This window comes from Pseudonocardia sulfidoxydans NBRC 16205 (genome assembly GCF_007989085.1).
Lineage (GTDB): Bacteria > Actinomycetota > Actinomycetes > Mycobacteriales > Pseudonocardiaceae > Pseudonocardia > Pseudonocardia sulfidoxydans.
In genome coordinates, this window is sequence record NZ_BJVJ01000032.1 from 1 (window position 1) to 17,263 (window position 17,263).

Annotated in this window: 17 protein-coding genes; 8 read left to right on the top strand and 9 right to left on the bottom strand. The window is 72.7% G+C overall.

What is annotated here, in order from left to right; genetic code table 11:
- Positions 1-145: 145 nt before the first annotated feature.
- On the bottom strand, positions 146-805 hold the full coding sequence (nucS, locus tag PSU4_RS16355; protein WP_147109174.1) for an endonuclease NucS: 660 nt from the start codon (positions 803-805) through the stop codon (positions 146-148).
- A gap of 112 nt (positions 806-917) precedes the next feature.
- On the opposite strand from nucS, the gene PSU4_RS16360 reads away from it, so the two are divergent.
- Positions 918-2,099 carry an amidohydrolase family protein gene (locus tag PSU4_RS16360; RefSeq protein WP_147109027.1) on the top strand — a complete coding sequence of 394 codons (1,182 nt, stop codon included), beginning with the start codon at positions 918-920 and terminating at the stop codon, positions 2,097-2,099.
- Between the two features lie 84 nt (positions 2,100-2,183).
- Here the strand turns inward: PSU4_RS16360 and PSU4_RS16365 are convergent, their stop codons facing one another.
- Positions 2,184-3,152 carry a helix-turn-helix transcriptional regulator gene (locus PSU4_RS16365; protein WP_147109030.1) on the bottom strand — a complete coding sequence of 323 codons (969 nt, stop codon included), beginning with the start codon at positions 3,150-3,152 and terminating at the stop codon, positions 2,184-2,186.
- Positions 3,153-3,170: 18 nt separating this feature from the next.
- Here PSU4_RS16365 and PSU4_RS16370 point away from each other — a divergent pair, with 18 nt between their 5' ends.
- From PSU4_RS16370 to PSU4_RS16380, 3 genes are read left to right on the top strand one after another with little or no spacing between them, the layout of a single operon-like run.
- The gene (locus PSU4_RS16370; RefSeq protein ID WP_222596288.1) at positions 3,171-3,725 is read left to right on the top strand and encodes an NUDIX domain-containing protein; all 555 of its coding nucleotides are present in this window, start codon (positions 3,171-3,173) and stop codon (positions 3,723-3,725) included.
- Complete coding sequence (locus PSU4_RS16375; RefSeq protein ID WP_147109033.1) at positions 3,712-4,869, top strand: acyl-CoA dehydrogenase family protein; 1,158 nt, start codon at positions 3,712-3,714, stop codon at positions 4,867-4,869. Before PSU4_RS16370 ends, PSU4_RS16375 begins: the two co-directional genes overlap by 14 nt.
- Positions 4,870-4,925: 56 nt before the next feature.
- Positions 4,926-5,513, top strand: a complete 588-nt coding sequence (locus tag PSU4_RS16380) for a DUF4232 domain-containing protein (RefSeq protein WP_246115158.1) — start codon at positions 4,926-4,928, stop codon at positions 5,511-5,513.
- 152 nt (positions 5,514-5,665) lie between these two features.
- On the opposite strand, the gene PSU4_RS16385 is transcribed toward PSU4_RS16380, so the two are convergent.
- A complete protein-coding gene (locus PSU4_RS16385; protein ID WP_147109036.1) occupies positions 5,666-6,970 on the bottom strand; it encodes a cytochrome P450 family protein in 1,305 nt (434 codons plus the stop codon).
- Positions 6,967-7,635, bottom strand: a complete 669-nt coding sequence (locus PSU4_RS16390; RefSeq protein WP_373866060.1) for a TetR/AcrR family transcriptional regulator — start codon at positions 7,633-7,635, stop codon at positions 6,967-6,969. The genes PSU4_RS16385 and PSU4_RS16390 overlap by 4 nt, the downstream gene beginning before the upstream one ends.
- A gap of 107 nt (positions 7,636-7,742) precedes the next feature.
- On the opposite strand from PSU4_RS16390, the gene PSU4_RS16395 reads away from it, so the two are divergent.
- From PSU4_RS16395 to PSU4_RS16405, 3 genes are all read left to right on the top strand, one after another.
- Positions 7,743-8,516 (top strand): enoyl-CoA hydratase-related protein, encoded by a 774-nt coding sequence (locus tag PSU4_RS16395; RefSeq protein WP_147109043.1) that lies wholly within the window; start codon positions 7,743-7,745, stop codon positions 8,514-8,516.
- Between the two features lie 110 nt (positions 8,517-8,626).
- A complete protein-coding gene (locus tag PSU4_RS16400) occupies positions 8,627-10,084 on the top strand; it encodes a class I adenylate-forming enzyme family protein (RefSeq protein WP_186817000.1) in 1,458 nt (485 codons plus the stop codon).
- 96 nt (positions 10,085-10,180) lie between these two features.
- Complete coding sequence (locus PSU4_RS16405) at positions 10,181-11,059, top strand: transporter substrate-binding domain-containing protein (RefSeq protein WP_147109049.1); 879 nt, start codon at positions 10,181-10,183, stop codon at positions 11,057-11,059.
- A gap of 22 nt (positions 11,060-11,081) precedes the next feature.
- Here PSU4_RS16405 and ehuA read toward each other — a convergent pair whose 3' ends face one another.
- Genes ehuA through ehuB form a run of 4 tightly spaced genes read right to left on the bottom strand, consistent with a single transcriptional unit; the run spans position 11,082 to position 14,130 of the window.
- Complete coding sequence (gene ehuA, locus PSU4_RS16410) at positions 11,082-11,843, bottom strand: ectoine/hydroxyectoine ABC transporter ATP-binding protein EhuA (protein WP_147109181.1); 762 nt, start codon at positions 11,841-11,843, stop codon at positions 11,082-11,084.
- 16 nt (positions 11,844-11,859) lie between these two features.
- Entirely contained in the window at positions 11,860-12,516 is a 657-nt protein-coding gene (ehuD, locus tag PSU4_RS16415) for an ectoine/hydroxyectoine ABC transporter permease subunit EhuD (RefSeq protein WP_147109052.1), read from the bottom strand.
- Positions 12,513-13,220, bottom strand: a complete 708-nt coding sequence (ehuC, locus tag PSU4_RS16420) for an ectoine/hydroxyectoine ABC transporter permease subunit EhuC (protein WP_147109055.1) — start codon at positions 13,218-13,220, stop codon at positions 12,513-12,515. Before ehuC ends, ehuD begins: the two co-directional genes overlap by 4 nt.
- Positions 13,221-13,233: 13 nt before the next feature.
- Entirely contained in the window at positions 13,234-14,130 is an 897-nt protein-coding gene (gene ehuB, locus PSU4_RS16425; protein WP_147109058.1) for an ectoine/hydroxyectoine ABC transporter substrate-binding protein EhuB, read from the bottom strand.
- A 273-nt stretch (positions 14,131-14,403) separates the two neighbouring features.
- Here ehuB and PSU4_RS16430 point away from each other — a divergent pair, with 273 nt between their 5' ends.
- A complete protein-coding gene (locus PSU4_RS16430; RefSeq protein ID WP_147109061.1) occupies positions 14,404-15,207 on the top strand; it encodes a hypothetical protein in 804 nt (267 codons plus the stop codon).
- 21 nt (positions 15,208-15,228) lie between these two features.
- On the opposite strand, the gene PSU4_RS16435 is transcribed toward PSU4_RS16430, so the two are convergent.
- Entirely contained in the window at positions 15,229-17,220 is a 1,992-nt protein-coding gene (locus tag PSU4_RS16435; protein WP_147109064.1) for an ethylmalonyl-CoA mutase, read from the bottom strand.
- Positions 17,221-17,263 lie beyond the last annotated feature (43 nt).

The window sequence follows — 17,263 nt, forward strand, 5'->3', positions numbered from 1 at the left end:
TGAGTGCGCGCATGGTGTCGGCCATGGGTTCAACCCCCTCATTCCCGCCCACCCCGATGTGGACGTCGCGGGGTCCACCATCCGGCAGCGCGGTGAGCCGCGCGAGGGTCCGGCGCCCGATTACCGGAGGCCGGGAAAAAGGGCCTCAGAACAGTGTCAGGGACGGGTCCTCGATGCCGCGCAACGCGTCGTAGTCGACGACGACGCAGCGGATGCCGCGGTCCTCGGCGAGCGTGCGGGCCTGCGGCTTGATCTGCTGCGCGGCGAGCACCCCGGCGACGGGGGCGAGCAGCGGGTCGCGGTTCATCAGCTCGAGGTAGCGGGTGAGCTGCTCGACGCCGTCGATCTCGCCGCGGCGTTTGACCTCGACGGCGACGCTCGCTCCGGAGGCGTCGCGCAGGAGCAGGTCGACGGGGCCGATGGCCGTCATGTACTCGCGGCGCACGAGTGTGTGACCCTCGCCGAAGGTCTCGGGGTGGGCGGCGAGCAGCTCCTGCAGGTGGGCCTCGACGCCGTCCTTGACCAGGCCGGGGTCGACGCCGAGCTCGTGGCGGGTGTCGTGAAGGACCTCGTCGATGGTGATGACGAGGGACTCGTCGGCCTTGTTGCGGACGGTCCAGACGCCGGGCTGCTCCTCCAGCCAGCAGGGCGGGCTCATCCAGTTCAGCGGCTTGTAGGCGCGGTCGTCTGCGTGCACGGAGACCGATCCGTCGGCCTTGACCAGCAGCAGCCGGGGCGCCATCGGGAGGTGGGCCGTCAGCCGGCCGACGTAGTCGACCTGGCAGCGGGCGATGACGAGACGCACCCGGCCGACCCTACCGATGGCGGGTGACGGCCCGGCCGCCGCGGCGGAGACCGTAGCGGGATCGGTGTTTCCACCGATGGCCGCGGGCGGGCCCGGCTCCACGATCGACGTCATGACCAGCCGCATCGCTCTTCGCGCCGCCGCGATGTTCGACGGCGCGACCGCCGCCCGCGACCCGCTCGTCGTCGTCGAGGACGGCCGGATCGTCTCCGTCGACGCCGGGACCCGGGTCGCGCCGCCCGCCGACGCGCAGCTCGTCGACCTGCCGGGCGCCACGCTGCTGCCCGGGCTCGTCGACACCCACGTCCATCTGGGGTTCGACGCGGGCCTGGACCCGGTCGCGACGCTCGCCGAGCGTGACCCCGACGAGGTCCTCGACGCGATGGCTGCCGCCGCGGCCGCGCAGCTGAGCGCGGGCGTCACCACCGTCCGCGACCTCGGCGACCGCGACTACCTGACGTTGGCCCTGCGCGAACGCGGCGGGCTGTTGCCGACGATCGTCGCCGCCGGTCCGCCCATCACCTCCCCGGGCGGGCACTGCCACTTCCTCGGCGCGGCCACCAGCGGTGCCGACGGGGTGCGGGCGGCGGTGCGCGAGCACGCGGAGCGGGGCGTCGACGTCGTCAAGGTGATGGCGTCGGGCGGGCAGATGACCCCGGGGACGAACTGGGACGCGACGCAGTTCCCGCCGGAGGTGTTGCGCGCGTTGGTCGACGAGGCGCACGCGCACGGGCTGCCGGTGACGGCGCACGCCCACGCTGTGGACGCGATCCGGGATGCCCTCGCTGCCGGGGCGGACGGGCTGGAGCACGCCACGTTCGTCACCGCCGACGGGCCGCGCCTCGACGAGAAGCTGCTGGCCGGGGTGGTGCGGCGGCGGGTCGCGGTCGGCCTGACCGTCGGTCTCGAGATGGTCCCCGGCCTGGAGCCGCCGCCCGACATCCGCAGGCACCTGCCCGCGATCCTCGGGGTGGCCGCGGCGATCTGCGGGTCCGGCGCGCTGGTGGTGGCGGGCACCGACGCCGGGATCGCCCCGCCGAAGCCGCACGGTGTGCTGCCGCGGGGCCTGGTGCAGCTGACCGAGCTGGGGATGACGCCGCTGCAGGCGCTGACCGCGGGGACGTCCGTGGCCGCGACGGTGTGCGGGCTCGGCGAGCGCAAGGGCCGTGTCGCGCCGGGATACGACGCGGATCTGCTCGCGGTGGCGGGCGACCCGGTCACCGACACGACCGCGTTGCTGCGCCCCCTGCAGGTCTTCGCGGGCGGCCGGGCGGTGGTCCCGGTGGCCGCCTGATCCTGTGAGTGGCGATAGTCGCTATAGCGACTATCGCCACTCACGAGGTCGGGGCCGCGGCGCCGGGCGGACGGCCCGCCCCGGTCACGAGTTGTTGTCGAGCAGCGCTCTCGCATGGGCCGCGAGCAGGGCGCGGACGCCCGGGTCCAGGGCCTCCACCTCGCCCGCGAGCGCCACGAGCTGACCCGCGGCGACCTCGATCGACTCGACCTCGAGCGTCACCTCGCGCCGACCCTCCTCGTCGGGCGGACCCGCGGCAGCCACGGCAGCCGTTGCCGCGTCGGCGTCGGTGACGTGCGGCAACGCCCGCAGACCGCGCGGCGTGAGCCGGATGCGGACGGTCTCGCGCAGCATCGACCCCGCGAACCGGGCAGCCGACTCGACCCACCAGCCGGGCAGGTCGAAACCCTCGGGCCGCTCGAAGCGCTCCCCCGTCACCTCCGCGTCCACCACCCGGGAGGCCCGGTAGGTGCGGACGTCCGCGGAGCCAGCGACACCGGCGACCAGGTACCAGACTCCCGCCTTGAGGACGAGCCCGAGCGGCTCGACCACGCGGTCCACGGAACCGGAACCACGCCGGTAGCCGATCCGCACCCGGCGCTGGTCCCAGACGGCCCGCGCGAGCGTCGCCAGGTGAGCCGGCTCTGCGGGTGTCCGGAACCAGCCGGGGGCGTCGAGGTGGACGCGTTCGGCGATGCGCCGGGCGTGCTCACCGAGGTCGGCGGGCAACGTCGCCAACATCTTCGACTGGGCCGTGACCAGCGCCGATCCCATCCCGAGCGCGGTGAGCAGCTGCGGCGCGGCCGTCGTCAGCATCGCGGCGGCCTCCTGCGCGGTGAGCCCGTCGAGGCGGGTGCGCCAGCCGTCGACGAGCCGGATCCCGCCCCCGTGCCCGCCCTCGGTCCACAACGGCACCCCGGCCTCGACGAGCGCGGCGACGTCGCGGTAGATCGTCCGCTCCGAGACCTCCAGCTCGACGGCCAGCTGCGCTGCCGTGGCCGACCGGCGTCGCTGCAGCACGAACAGCAGGGCGATCAGCCGGGATGCGCGCACCGGCCCATACTCGCGCCCGTGGAACGCCTCAGCACCCGGCAGGTCTACGCCAACAGCTGGATGACCGTCCGCGAGGACGAGATCCGCCGACCCGACGGCACCGACGGCATCTACGGCGTCATCGACAAACCGACGTACGCCCTGGTCATCCCTCGTGCCGACGACGGGCGGCTGCACCTGGTCGAGCAGTTCCGCTACCCCGTCGGCGCCCGGCGCTGGGAGTTCCCCGCGGGCACCGCGCCCGACCGCGCCGCCCCGCACCCCGACGACCTGGCCGTCCAGGAGCTCGTCGAGGAGACCGGGCTCGCCGCGGGGCGGATGGAGCTGCTGGGGACGATCGACGTCGCGCCCGGCATGTCGAGCCAGCGCGGGCACGTCTACCTGGCGACGGAGCTGACGCAGGGCGAGGTGCGGCGCGAGGACAGCGAGGCCGACATGCGCGCCGGGTGGTTCACGCGATCGGAGTTCGAGGCCATGATCGGCGAGGGCGTCGTCGCCGACGCCCAGACGCTCGCCGCGTACGCGCTGTTGATGCTGCGCGACAGGAATGGGGACGGTCATGGATTTGCGTGAGACCGACGAGCAGCAGCTGCTGCGCGAGTCCGTGGCCGCGCTCGCGGGCCGCTTCGGCGGTGACTACTTCCTCGCCAAGGCAAAGGCCGGCGAGAAGACGACCGAGCTGTGGGCCGAGGCGGGCAAGGCCGGCTACCTGGGCGTCGCCGTCCCGCCGGAGTACGGCGGCGGGGGCGCCGGGATGGTCGAGCTCGCGATCGTCGCCGAGGAGATCGCCGCGGCGGGCTGCCCGTTGCTGCTGATCGTCGTGTCGCCCGCGATCGTCGCGACGGTGATCGCCACCAGCGGCACCGCCGAGCAGAAGGAACGCTGGCTGCCCGGTTTCGCCGACGGCTCGCTGCGGATGTCGTTCGCCATCACCGAGCCCGACGCGGGCTCCAACTCCCACCGCATCACGACGACGGCGCGCCGCGACCCGGACGGCGGCTGGCGGCTCTCGGGGCACAAGTACTACATCTCCGGTGTCGACGAGACCGACGCGACGCTCGTCGTCGCGCGGATGGAGGATGCCGCGAGCGGGACGTTGCGGCCCGCGATGTTCGTCGTCCCCCGCGACACCCCGGGTGTCAGCTACCAGCCCATCGACATGGCGATCGTCAGCCCGGAGCGGCAGTTCACGCTGTTCTTCGACGACGCACCCCTGCCCGCCGACGCGCTCGTCGGCGGCGAGGAGGCGGGCCTGTCCGCGCTGTTCGCCGGGCTCAACCCGGAGCGCATCACCGTCGCCGCCTACTCCAACGGGCTGGCCCGCTACGCCCTGGGTCGCGGGGTGGCCTACGCGAAGGACCGCGACGTGTGGGGCACGCCGATCGGAGCGCACCAGGCCGTCGCGCACCCGCTCGCCGCAGCGCACATCGACGTCGAGCTGGCCCGGATGGCCACGACCCGCGCCGCGTTCCTCTACGACGCGGGCGACCGCGGCGCCGGCGACGCCGCCAACATCGCCAAGTACGCCGCCGCGGAAGCCGCGATCAAGGCCGTCGACGCGGCCGTGCAGGCCCACGGCGGCAACGGGATGTCGCTGGAGTACGGCGTCGGCGGGTTGATCGGCGCGGTGCGCGCGGCCCGGATCGCGCCGGTGAGCCGGGAGATGGTGCTCAACCACGTGGCCCAGCACGCACTGGGGCTGCCGAAGTCGTACTGACCTCGTTCGGGTGTCCCCACTGGCGTCGGCGACGCGCACGCACCACCCTGTGCCGCATGTCGATCATGCGCCTCCCGCTCGCCGCCGTCGCCGTGGCCGGGGCCGCCCTGCTCGCGGGGTGCGCAGGTGGGTCCTCGACCACCCCGACCGCGACCCCGACCCCCACCGCCGTGCCGACGACGACCGCGGCCGCCGCGACCACCCACGCGGGCGGTGCCGTCGCGAAGTGTGTCTTCGCCGACCTCGAGGCGGCCCTGGGCGCGACCACCGGTGAGGCCGGCCAGCGGCACACCACCGTGGTGTGGACGAACAGGTCCGCGAAGCCGTGCACGATGACGGGCTTCGGCGGCGTCGACCTGACCGGACCGAACGACCCCACGTTCGGGGCGACCTACTCCCTGCCCCGGTCCTCGAAGACGCCGTCGACGGTGACGCTGGCCCCCGGCGCCACCGCGCACACGACGATCACCTGGCTGCCGCCGCAGGACGGTCCGGGCTGGACGCCGACCGGGATGGCGGTGACCCCGCCCGACGAGACCCGCTCCGCGACGGTCGGCTGGCCCGGCGGCGCGGTGCTGCGCCAGGACGGCGCCACCAGCCCCGGCACGTTCATCGACCCGGTCGCCCCGGGCTCGCAGAGCTGAGGCCCCTCCCCGCGCGCAACCTCACGGTCGTCCGGGGCACGTTCGAGAACCGTGAGGTTGCACCCGACAGATCGCGCGCAACCTCACTGTCGCGTTTCCGCTGCGGGACGACAGTGAGGTTGCGCGCGGGTTTTGGTCAGCCCAGCCGCAGCTCAGCCCAGCCGCAGCTCAGCCCAGCCGCAGCGCAGCCGCAGCGGGACCGCGGACAGCCGGCGCATCCCCGGCACCGGCAGCCACACGAGCTCGCCGGGGTCGACGGCCAGCGCCAGATCGGGGAAGCGCTCCACGAGCACGCGCAGCGCCACCTCCCCCTCCTGCCGGGCCAGCGCCGCGCCCAGGCAGTAGTGCGGCCCGAACCCGAAGCCGACGTGCCCTTCGCCGCGCTCGGCGGTGCGGCGGGCGACGTCGAGACGCTCGGGGTCGTCGAACTCCCGCGGGTCGGAGTTGGCGGCGACGAGCGCGGGCTGCAGACCCTCCCCCGCCTTGACCTTGACCCCGCCCAGCTCGGTGTCGGCCAGGGCGTAGCGCGTCGACGCGAACTGCACCGGGCCGCTGCGCCGCATCAGCTCCGCGATCGCCCCCGGCCACAGCTCCGGGTCGGCGCGCAGGGCGGCGAGCTGGTCGGGCCGGGTCAGCAGCGCGACGACGGCGTTGGAGATCAGGTGCGCCGTGGTCTCGTGCCCGGCGATGACCAGCGACAGGATCATGGTGACGAGCTCGTCGTCGGAGAGCCGGTCGCCGTCCGCGTCGGCGACGCGGACGAGCGCGGTGAGCAGGTCGTCGGCGGGTTCGGCCCGCCGGCACGCGACGAGGGAGAGGATGTGGTCGACCATGTCGCGCAACGCCGTCGGGATGCGCTCGCGGTCCATCGTGGCGAGGTCCTTGCTCCAGGCGTGCCAGGCCTCCCGGTCGGTCTCCGGGATGCCGACGAGCTCGCAGATCACCGTGATCGGCAGCGGGTAGGCGAACTCCTCGACGAGGTCGACCGGCGTGCCACCGGCACCGAGCTTCTCGAGCCGGTCGAGCAGCGCCGCGGTGATCGCCTCGACGCGCGGGCGGAGCTCGCCGACGCGGCGGACCGTGAAGGCGCGGGAGACGAGCTTGCGCAGCCGGGTGTGGTGGGCGCCGTCGGCGCTGATGATGCTGTCGGTCAGGTAGTGCAGCAGGTCCTCGGGGATGCCGATCTGCACCATGGCGTCGCGCTTGAGGTCGGCGGCGCCGCTGCCCGGGACGGCCGCCGGGTCGTTGGCGAAGTGGGTCGGGTCGCCCAGGACGGCGCGGACGTCGTCGTAGCGGGTGACGACCCAGACCGGTGCCCCGCCGAAGAACGTGCCGCGCAGGACGGGCGCTTCCTCCCGCATGCGCCCGTATGCGGTGTACGGGTCGGTGACGAACTCGGTGGTGGTCAGATCGGTGACGGTCATCTTCTCCCCCAACTCATCGGCGGACGCGCTCATCGGCGGACGCGCCGCCGCCACTCCGCATCCATGTCGGCGGCCAGTTCCCGGAACATCGCGACGGCTTGCGGCGCAACGGCTCCGGCCTGTGCGGCGGCGCCGGGTTCCTCGATGGCCGCCGCGATCGAGTGCGCGATCAGCTCGGCTCGCCGGTCGCGGTCGACGGGAACCTCGGGCGTCGACAGCGAGTCGACGAACAGGAACCCGGTCGCGACCGCGCGCAGGACATACTCCTGCTCCTCGATCGGCAGGTCGGTGCGCAGCGCACCGGCGTCGCGCAGCAGCCCGAAAAGGCGCCGCGACGCCACGTCGCGCTTCCCGCCGAGCTCCCCGAGCGTCTCGGCGGCCTCGTGCGCGAGCCGGCCGAGTACCTCGGGATCGCCCAGGTAAAGCGGTCGTACGACTGCGTCGTCGGCGAGATCGCGGTACACCGACGCCGTCATCCGGCTGGGCAGCACCTCGGCCGGGTCGGCGGCCATCCGGTCGGCCATCCGGGCCACGACGTGGTGGTGGCTGCGCAGCAGGACGGTCAGGAACAGGGCGTCCTTGGTGCGGAAGTGCAGGTAGACGGTGCCCTTGCCGATGCCGGCGTGGCGGGCGACGTCCTCGACCGTGACGCGTTGGTAGCCCCACCGCACGAGCAGGTCGGCCGCCGCGTCGAGCACGCGTTCGAGCCTCGCGTCGGTTGACGCGATGACTGGATTCGCGTTTCCGGTCATACAGTCACGGTAGGCCTGGATCGGTAGGCCTGCAAGGCCGTACCGTCACGGGCATGGCGGACTACGAGTACCTGCTCGTCAAGCAGGACGGGGACACCGTCCGGATCACGATGAACCGGCCCGAGCGGCGCAACGCGCTGTCCGAGGCGCACCTGCGGGAACTGCTGCGCGCCTTCACCGAGGCCGGGGAGTCCGACGCGACGGGCATCGTGCTCGGCGCCGAGGGCAAGGTCTTCTCCGCCGGCCACGACTTCGCCGACGTCGCCTCCCGCGACCTCGCCGGCGTCCGCGACCTGCTCCAGCTGTGCACGCAGCTGATGCGCACCATCGAGTCGGTGCCGCAGGTCGTGATCGCCCGCGTCCACGCGCTGGCGACGGCCGCGGGCTGCCAGCTCGTCGCGAGCTGCGATCTGGCCGTCGCCGCCGAGTCGGCGGGCTTCGCGCTGCCCGGCGGGAAGGGCGGCTGGTTCTGCCACACGCCCGCGGTGCCGGTGGCGCGCAACGTCGGGCGCAAGCGGCTGATGGAGATGGCTCTGACGGGCGACGTCGTCGACGCCGCCACCGCCGCCGACTGGGGGCTGGTCAACTACACGGTCCCCGACGCCGAGCTCGACGCCCGCGTCGACGACCTGCTCGCCCGCGCCACTCGGGGCAGCCGCTTCGGCAAGGCCGTCGGCAAGCAGACGCTCTACAGCCAGCTCGACCGCCCGGAGGGCGACGCCTACGGGATCGCCGTCGAGGTCATGGCGTCGATGTCGCAGTCGCCGGGGGCCAAGGAAGGCATGGCCGCGTTCCTGGAGAAGCGTCACCCGGCCTGGACCGACTGACCGCGCGCAACCTGACGGTCGTCGCGGGGCGCGAGGACGACCGTGAGGTTGCGCGCGAACTACTCGGACGGCGGCTGATCACAGCATGCCCGGCCCACCAGGATGATCCCGTGAGCAGCGACGACGCCGCACTCCACGACCTGATCGGTCCGCACGCACGCCGCGCCCCCGACCGGGTCGCGCTGGTCCATGAGAAGCGCCGCCGGACGTACGGCGAGCTGGCGGCGGCGTCGGCGGCGTTCGGGGCGCGGCTGCACGCCGCCGGGGCCACGGGCGAACGCGTCGCGATGATGCTGCCCAACAGCCCGGCGACGGTCGTGACCTACCTGGCGTGCTTCGCCGCGGGTGCCGTCGCGACGCCGCTCAACTCCCGGTTCGCCCCACCCGAGATCGAGCGCGCGCTGCGCCGGGCTCGGCCGTCGTGGCTGGTGGTGCACGAGTCCCGGCTGCCGCTGCTGCAGCGTGTCGACCCCGCCGTCCTCGCCGGGGTGGAGCAGGTCGTGGTCGACGGGACCGGGCTCCCGGCGGGCAGCGGGCCCGAGCCGCCCGCCCCGGACCCCGGCGCCCCCGCGGTCATGTTCTTCACCTCCGGCTCGACGGGGACGCCGAAGGGGGTCGTGCACTCGCACGCGTCGGCGCTCGCGATGCTCACGAGCACGTCGGAGGCGATGGGCGACGTCGGCACCGACGACGTCACCCAGGTCTGCGAGCCGCAGGTGCACGTCAGCGGGTTCATCGCCACCCTGACGACGCTGCGCGGCGGCGGCACCGTCGCCCTCTACGACGGCTTCGACCTCGACACCTACGTCGACGGGCTGCTCACCCACCGGCCGACGCTCGTGTGCACCCACATCGACCTGCTCGCCCAGGTCGTCCGCGACCCGCGCGCCACCGCTGACCGGTTCTCCTCGCTGCGCGGGGTCTACACCGGCGGCGACACCGTCCCCGCGGCCCTGCAACGGGACTTCCTCGCGATCGCGGACCGGCCGATCGCCGTCGGCTACGGCATGACCGAGGCGATCTGGCTGACGATCCGGCGCACCCCACGCACCGACCGCGACGGGTGCATCGGCGTGCCCGTCGGCGGTGCGCAGCTGCGCACCGACCCCGGGACCGGCGAGATCCTCGTCCGGGGGCCGATGCTCATGACCGGCTACTGGGACGACGAGGCGCTGACCCGCGCCTGTCTGACCGACGGCTGGCTGCACACGGGCGACCTGGGCGAGGCCGACGCCGACGGGGTGTGGTGGTTCCGCGGTCGGCTCAAGGACCTGATCGTGCGGCGGACGTCGAAGATCACCCCGGGTGAGGTGGAGTCGGCGATCGACGAGCACCCCGATGTCGCGACGTCGGCGGTCGTGGCCGCGTCCGATCCCGAGGAGGGTCAGGTGCCCGTCGCGTTCGTGGTCGCGCGACCGGGCCGGACGCTGTCGGCCGGGGCGCTGACCGCGTTCCTGTCCGAGCGCATCGCCGCCTACAAGCTCCCGGCCCGCCTCCACTTCCGCGACGCCCTTCCCCTCACCGCGAGCGGCAAGATCGCGCACCACGAGCTCCACGAACCCCTGTGAGTGGCGATAGTCGCTATAGCGACTATCGCCACTCACAAGGCCTGACCTGCTCCCGGAGCGGGCGTGTACCGCAGGAGTCGCCTAGGGTCGCCCGCGATGCTGACCCGACGCCGGCTGCTGGTGGCCCTCGGCGCCACCGGCGCCACACTGCTCGCGGCCGGGGCCGCCGGCTGCGGCCGCCCCGACGACACCCCGACCCTGCAACGGATTCGCGACTCGGGGGTCGCCCGCGTCGCGATCGCCGGCGAGCAGCCCTACGGCTTCTCCGACGCGAGCGGACACGTCACCGGCGAGAGCCCCGAGGTGGCACGGCTGGTACTGCAGGCGATGGGCGTCGACGGCATCGAGGCCGTGCAGGTGCCGTTCGACCGGTTGCTCGACACCCTCGTCGCCGGCAACGTCGACCTCGTCGCCGCGGGTATGACCATCAGCCCGGACCGCTGCGCCCGGGTGGCGTTCTCGCGGCCCGACTTCGTCGCTCAGCCCGCCTTCCTGGTGCGCCGCGGCAACCCCCTGGGGCTGCGCTCGTTCGCCGACGTCCGTCGCCGCGTGCGGCTCGGGGTGCTCGGCGGGTCCGCCGAGCAGAGCTGGGCGAAGGCCTCCGGGGTGCCCGACGACGTCGTCACCGCCTTCGACGGGCAGAGCACCCTGGTGCGGGCCGTGGCCGACGAACACGTCGACGCCGCCGTGCTCACCCGCATCTCGCTGCTCGACGAGCTGCGCCGCAACCCCGGATGGCGTCTCGAGGTGACCCGCCCCTTCCGGGTGACCATCGACGGGCGCGAGGTCGTGCCCGCGGGCGGGTTCGCGTTCCGCCGCGAGGACGCCGACCTGGTCGCGGCGTTCGACGACGGCCTCGCCGCGGCCCAGGCCTCGGGTGAGTGGCTGCGGGTGGCGTCGCCGTTCGGGTTCGGCGCCGTGAACCTCCCGCCAGAGGGCCTCACGACGGCGGCGCTCTGCGCGGGCACGGCCTGATTCGGTGACGGAGCGGGCCTGCCTACCGGTCCACCACCGCGTGCAGGAACGCCTGCGTCCGCTCGTGTTCCGGGGCGGTGAAGAGCTTCTCGGGAGCGGCGTCCTCGATGACGCGGCCGCCGTCGAACATCATCACGCGGTCGGAGAAGTCGCGGGCGAAGCCCATCTCGTGGGTGACGCACAGGAACGTGATGTCGGTGCTGGAGCCGATGTCGCGCAACAGCTTCAGGACACCGGCGACGAGCTCGGGGTCGAGTGCGGAGGTGACCTCGTCGAGCAGCAGGACGTCGGGGCGCATGGCCAGCGCCCGGGCGATGGCCACGCGCTGCTGCTGCCCGCCGGAGAGCTGGGTGGGGTGGGAGTCGATCCGGTCGCCGAGGCCGACGAGGTCGAGCAGCTCCGTCGCGCGGGCGTTCGCCTCGTCCTTGGACATTCCGAGTACCCGCGTCGGCGCCTCGATCAGGTTGCCGCGCACCGTCATGTTGGGGAAGAGGTTGAACTGCTGGAAGACCATGCCGATGCGTTTGCGCACGTCGCGGACGTGTTTCTCGTCGGCGGGGACACGTCTGCCGTTGTGGGTCATGTGCGACAACGACTGTCCGGCGACGGAAATCGTGCCGCCGTCGCACTTCTCGAGCGTCATCAGCAGCCGCAGGATGGTGGTCTTGCCCGAGCCCGACGGTCCGATGAGACAGACGTGCTCACCGGGCGCGACGGTGAAGCTCAGCTCGGAGAGCACGACGTTGTCGCCGAAGCGCTTCTCGACACCGTCGAAGACGATCATCGGCTCGGCGACCGTCTTATCGAGGGACGGCACTGCGGCGCTCCAATCTCCGGACGGCCAGCGACGCCGGGTAGCTCAGCAGCAGGAACAGCAGGCCGGCGAGGGTGTAGGCCTCGACATAGCGGAACGACTGGCCCCCGACCTCACGGACCTGCCCCACGATGTCGTAGACGCCGATGCCGATGAGCAACGGCGTCTCCTTGAACATCGAGATGACGTAGTTGCCCAGCGCGGGCAGCACCCGCGGGATCGCCTGCGGCAGCACGACTCCCGTCCAGACCCGCATCCGCGGCAGGCTGAGCGCGGTGGTGGCCTCCCACTGGCCGCGGGGCACCGCGTCGATACCGGCGCGGTAGACCTCGGAGGTGTACGTCGCGTAGTGGACGCCCAGCGCCAGCACGCCGACGGTGAGCGCCGGCAGGACCACACCGAACGTGGGCAGCACGAAGAACAGGAAATACACCTGGACCAGCAGCGGCGTACTGCGGATGAACTCCACGATCGCGCGGACGACGATCCGTACCGGCGTCGGGCCCCTGCCCAGGATCGCCAGCACCAGCCCGAGGACGAAGGCGATGAGCGAGCCGAGGACCGTCGCGATCAGGGTGATGCGCAGCCCGTCGAGCAGCGCCGGGAGGATCTGCGCGGCGAAGCTCCAGTCCCAGACGTTCACGCGACCCCCGCCCCGGTCGCCTGCCGACGCGACCGCGCCGACGGCCTGCGCCCGACGCGCGCGGCTGCGACCCGTTCGAGCGTCCGCATGATCGCCGTGATGACCAGCGACAGGATCAGGTACATCACCAGCAGGAGCAGGAAGATCTCGAACGCCTGCGGGTTGAACCGCGGCACGAGGACCTGCTGGGCCTGGCGGGTGATCTCGTTGATCGAGACGAACGACAGCAGCGAGGTGCTCTTGAGCAGCTGGATGAACAGGTTGTTGAACGGCGGCATCATCTCGACGACCGCCTGCGGCAGCACGACGCGGCGCATCCGCTGGCCCGGCGTCAGGTTCAGCGCGATGGCGCCCTCGACCTGCGCGCGCGGCACCGACTGCACGGCGCCGCGCACGATCTCCGCGCCGTAGGCGCCGTGGTTGAGGCCCAGCACGAGGATGCCCGCCCAGATGGGCACGATCTGGAAGCCGACGAGCACGGGCAGCGCGAAGAAGATCCAGAACAGCTGCACGACCTCCGACGTGCCGCGCAGCCCCTCGACGTAGATGCGGGAGATCACCCGCACCGTCTTCGACGAGGACAGCAGCGCGAGGCCCGCGACGAACGACAGCACGATCGTCAGCAGGATGCCGCCGACGGTCGCGATGATCGTGAACGGCAGGCCCTGGGACAGGACCGACAGGAAGGTTCCGAGGTTGTCCATCCGGCCGTCCGGGTCAGGCGGCGCAGAGCTTCTCGGTCGTCAGGTCCGCCGCCGGCAGGTTGGCCTGCGTGAACCCGAACGGCTGGGCGATCTGCACCCACTGGCCGTTCTTGTGCAGGGTGTCGAGGGCGCCGTTGAACGCCTCGACGAGCGGGCCGTCGGCCTTGCGGAACACGAACCCTCCCGCGGAGACGACCGGCTGGCCGTTCTGCACGGGGTCGAACCCCTCGGTGACCTCGACGTCCGCCGACGGGTTCTTGCTCGCCAGCCACTTCAGCGAGATGTCGGTGAGCGCGGCGGCGGCGACCCGGCCCGCGGTGACCGCCTGCAGCAGGGCGTTCTGGTCGGGGAAGGCCTGGACGTTGCCGTCGGGCACACCCGCGTCCTTGGCGTAGCCCTGCTCGACGGCGGCGCTGAGCACCGCGAGCTGCACGTTCTTCGACGCCACGTCCTGGAACGACGTGATCGCCTGCGGGTTGCCCTTGGGGACCAGGAAGGCCGTCTTCGCCGAGTAGTCGGGGATGGAGAACGTGGCCTGCTCGCAACGGGCGGAGGTGATGTTCATGCCCGCGCACACCATGTCGTACTGGTTGGCGTTGAGGGCGGGGATCAGCTGGCCGAACTCGACCTGCTCGGCCTCGACGTCGTCGATGCCGATCGCCTTGAGCACCGCGCGGGCCACCTCGGGGGCCTCGCCGGTGACCTTGCCGGAGGTGTCGGTGAACCCGTAGGGCTCCTCGCCCGCGATGCCGATCTTGATCTTTCCCGCGCTGCGGGCGTTGTCGAGGACGTTGCCACCGGCGTTGGTGCTGGTGCACGCCGAGATCAACGCGGGACCACCCAGGACCACGGCTCCTGCCACGGCGCTGCGTCGGAAGAAGTCCCGCCTGCTCCACGTCCTGCCGGTCATCGTCGACTCCCTGGGGCTCTCTCGTCAGTGGGTCTCGCGCACGCGGTGCCCTCGCCGGAGGGCACCGCCGCCGTTTCGAACCTAGGGGTTTGCACGCGACGTCACCGGGCATGGATCAAGGGTCGTTATCCGACCGCAATCGCCGTTCCGACCGGAACCGAACGTTCACCCGATCGGCGGCCATGGATGGCGGTGTGGGCGGGTACTCGCGGTCGTAACTCTGCCCAGCGCCCGAACGGGCGCCGAGGGCTGCGGATGGGCCATGATGCGGTCATGGTCGTGCGCATCGCCGGGCTCCCCGTCCTCGGCCCGTCCGACGTCCTCGCCGGCGCCCGCGCCGTCGCCGGCTGGACCGAGGACGCCGTCGGCATGGCCGGCGAGCTGCCCGGGCGCGCGGGCCGGCTGCTCGACGGCGCCGAGGCTCTCGTCGAACGCATCAGCGGCATCGCCGACCGGGTCGACGGGCTGCTCGACCGGGTCGACGGCAGCGTCGCGGCCGTCGACGCCCTGCTGACCGAGGTCGGCGGCGTCGTCGCACGCACGTCCACCGTCGTCGGCACCGCGGAGAAGCTCGTCGCCACCGTCGGCGGGGTCGCGGGCGAGGCGGAGACGATCGTCCGTACGGCCGGCGCCGTCGCGACGCAGGCGGCCACGGTCGTCGGCGCGGCACAGGGGGTCGCGCAGCAGGCGGGTGAGGTCGTCGACGGTGCGGGCGTCGTCGCGCGCCGGGCCGGCGAGGTCGTCGGATCGGCGGGGTCGACCTCCGACGCCGCCGCCGCGCTGCTCGCGACCTGGGGACCCGTGTCGCAGCGCGCCGCTCCGCTGGCGCGCACGTTCGTCGAGCAGTTCTCCGAGGACGAGGTGCGCGCCGCGGTCCGGCTCGTCGACCACCTGCCGCAGCTCACCGAGCACCTCGAGAACGACATCATGCCGATCCTGACGACGCTCGACCGTGTCGGACCCGACGTCCACGAGCTGCTCGACGTCCTCAAGGAGGTCCGGCAGGCGATCCTCGGCATCCCCGGGTTCGCCTTCTTCCGCCGCCGCGGCGAGGAGAAGACCGACCAGGAGTCGTGAGCCGCTCACAGGCTCACGGGCTCACAGGCCGTGGGCCTCGCGGACCAGGGTCACGATGGCGTCCATCATCTCGGTCAGCCGGAAGTCCTTCGGCGTGAAGACCGCCGCTACCCCCTTGTCCCGCAACGCCTTCGCGTCGTCCTCCGGGATGATCCCACCGACGACGACGGGGACGTCGTCGGCACCGGCGGCGCGCAGACCGTCGACGACCGCCGGCACGACCTCCAGGTGCGAGCCCGACAGCACCGACAACCCGACGACGTGCACGCCCTCCTGCACCGCGGCGGCCACGATCTCCGAGGGCGTGAGCCGGATGCCCTGGTAGATCACCTCGAAGCCGACGTCGCGGGCACGGACGGCGACCTGCTCGGCACCGTTGGAGTGGCCGTCGAGACCCGGTTTGCCGACGAGCATGCGCAGCCGCTCGCCCAGCTCCTCACCCGCGGCCTTGACCCGGGCGCGGACCTCGCCGATCTCGCTCGCGGCCTCCCCGGACGCGACGGCGGCCGAGACGCCGGTGGGGGCACGGAACTCGCCGAAGATGCCGCGCAGGGCGCCGGCCCACTCCCCCGTCGTCACACCCGCCTTGGCACACGCGATGGAGGCGTCCATGAGGTTGGCGTCGGTCTTGGCGGCGTCGCGCAGCGCGTCGAGGGCGGCGTCGACCGCCGTCTGGTCGCGGTTCGCGCGCCACCGCGTGACGGCCTCGACGGCGGCGGCCTCCACGGCCGGGTCGACGGTCTCGATCGCAGCGGCGCCCTCGGCCTGCAGCGGGCTGGGCTCGGTGGTGTCGAACCTGTTGACGCCGACCACGACGTCCTCGCCCGACTCGATGCGCCGACGCCGCTCGGCCAGCGCGCTGACCAGCTCGCCCTTCATGTAGCCGTTCTCGACCGCGGCGACGGCCCCACCCATCTCGGCGACCCGGTCGATCTCGGCGCGGGCGCCCTCGATCAGCTCGGACACCTTGGCCTCGACGACGCGGCTGCCGTCGAAGATGTCCTCGTACTCGAGCAGGTCGGTCTCGTAGGCCAGGACCTGCTGCATGCGCAGCGCCCACTGCTGGTCCCAGGGCCGCGGCAGGCCGAGCGCCTCGTTCCAGGCGGGCAGCTGGACGGCGCGGGCGCGGGCGTCGCGCGAGAGCGTCACCGCGAGCATCTCCAGCACGATGCGCTGGACGTTGTTCTCCGGCTGGGCCTCGGTGAGCCCGAGCGAGTTGACCTGCACGCCGTAGCGGAGCCTGCGCTGCTTGGGGTTCTCGACGCCGTAGCGCTCCAGCGTGATCTCGTCCCACAGCCGGCCCAGCGCCCGCAGCTTGCACATCTCCTCGACGAAGCGCAGCCCGGCGTTGACGAAGAACGAGATGCGGCCGACGACGTCGCCGAACTTCTCCGGCGGGACCTGCCCGGAGTCGCGGACGGCGTCGAGCACGGCGATGGCCGTCGACAGCGAGAACGCGAGCTCCTGCGCGGGCGTCGCCCCCGCCTCCTGCAGGTGGTAGCTGCAGATGTTGATCGGGTTCCACTTGGGGATGTTGGCGACGGACCAGGCGATCGTGTCGGCGATCAGCCGCATGCTGGGCGCCGGCGGGAAGACGTAGGTCCCGCGGGAGAGGTACTCCTTGACGATGTCGTTCTGCGTGGTCCCGGCGAGCGTGGCGCGGGGGGCCTCGTGCTCGTCGGCGACGGCCACGTAGAGCGCGAGCATCCACATCGCGGGGGCGTTGATGGTCATCGAGGTGTTGGCCTCGGCCATCGGGATGGCATCGAAGAGGGTGCGCATGTCGCCGATGTGGCTGACCGGCACGCCGACCTTGCCGACCTCGCCCTTGGCGAGCTCGTCGTCGGGGTCGTAGCCGGTCTGGGTCGGCAGGTCGAAGGCGACGGAAAGGCCGGTCTGGCCCTTGGCGAGGTTGCGCCGGTAGAGCGCGTTGGACTTCTCCGCCGACGAGTGCCCGGCGTAGGTGCGGATCACCCAGGGGCGATCACGCTCGTGGTCGGTCGGGTACGGCACCGGACACCTCCGCCCTCGGCTGCGAACGCGGTTGGGATACCAC

Bases quoted from the DNA above. Each gene is read 5' to 3' on its own strand.
- PSU4_RS16360 (WP_147109027.1), top strand. From the start codon at position 918: ATGACCAGCCGCATCGCTCTTCGCGCCGCCGCGATGTTCGACGGCGCG.
- PSU4_RS16375 (WP_147109033.1), top strand. From the start codon at position 3,712: ATGGATTTGCGTGAGACCGACGAGCAGCAGCTGCTGCGCGAGTCCGTG.
- PSU4_RS16380 (WP_246115158.1), top strand. From the start codon at position 4,926: ATGTCGATCATGCGCCTCCCGCTCGCCGCCGTCGCCGTGGCCGGGGCC.
- PSU4_RS16385 (WP_147109036.1), bottom strand. From the start codon at position 6,970: ATGAGCGCGTCCGCCGATGAGTTGGGGGAGAAGATGACCGTCACCGAT.
- PSU4_RS16395 (WP_147109043.1), top strand. From the start codon at position 7,743: ATGGCGGACTACGAGTACCTGCTCGTCAAGCAGGACGGGGACACCGTC.
- PSU4_RS16405 (WP_147109049.1), top strand. From the start codon at position 10,181: ATGCTGACCCGACGCCGGCTGCTGGTGGCCCTCGGCGCCACCGGCGCC.
- ehuA (WP_147109181.1), bottom strand. From the start codon at position 11,843: ATGATCGTCTTCGACGGTGTCGAGAAGCGCTTCGGCGACAACGTCGTG.
- ehuC (WP_147109055.1), bottom strand. From the start codon at position 13,220: ATGGACAACCTCGGAACCTTCCTGTCGGTCCTGTCCCAGGGCCTGCCG.
- ehuB (WP_147109058.1), bottom strand. From the start codon at position 14,130: ATGACCGGCAGGACGTGGAGCAGGCGGGACTTCTTCCGACGCAGCGCC.
- PSU4_RS16430 (WP_147109061.1), top strand. From the start codon at position 14,404: ATGGTCGTGCGCATCGCCGGGCTCCCCGTCCTCGGCCCGTCCGACGTC.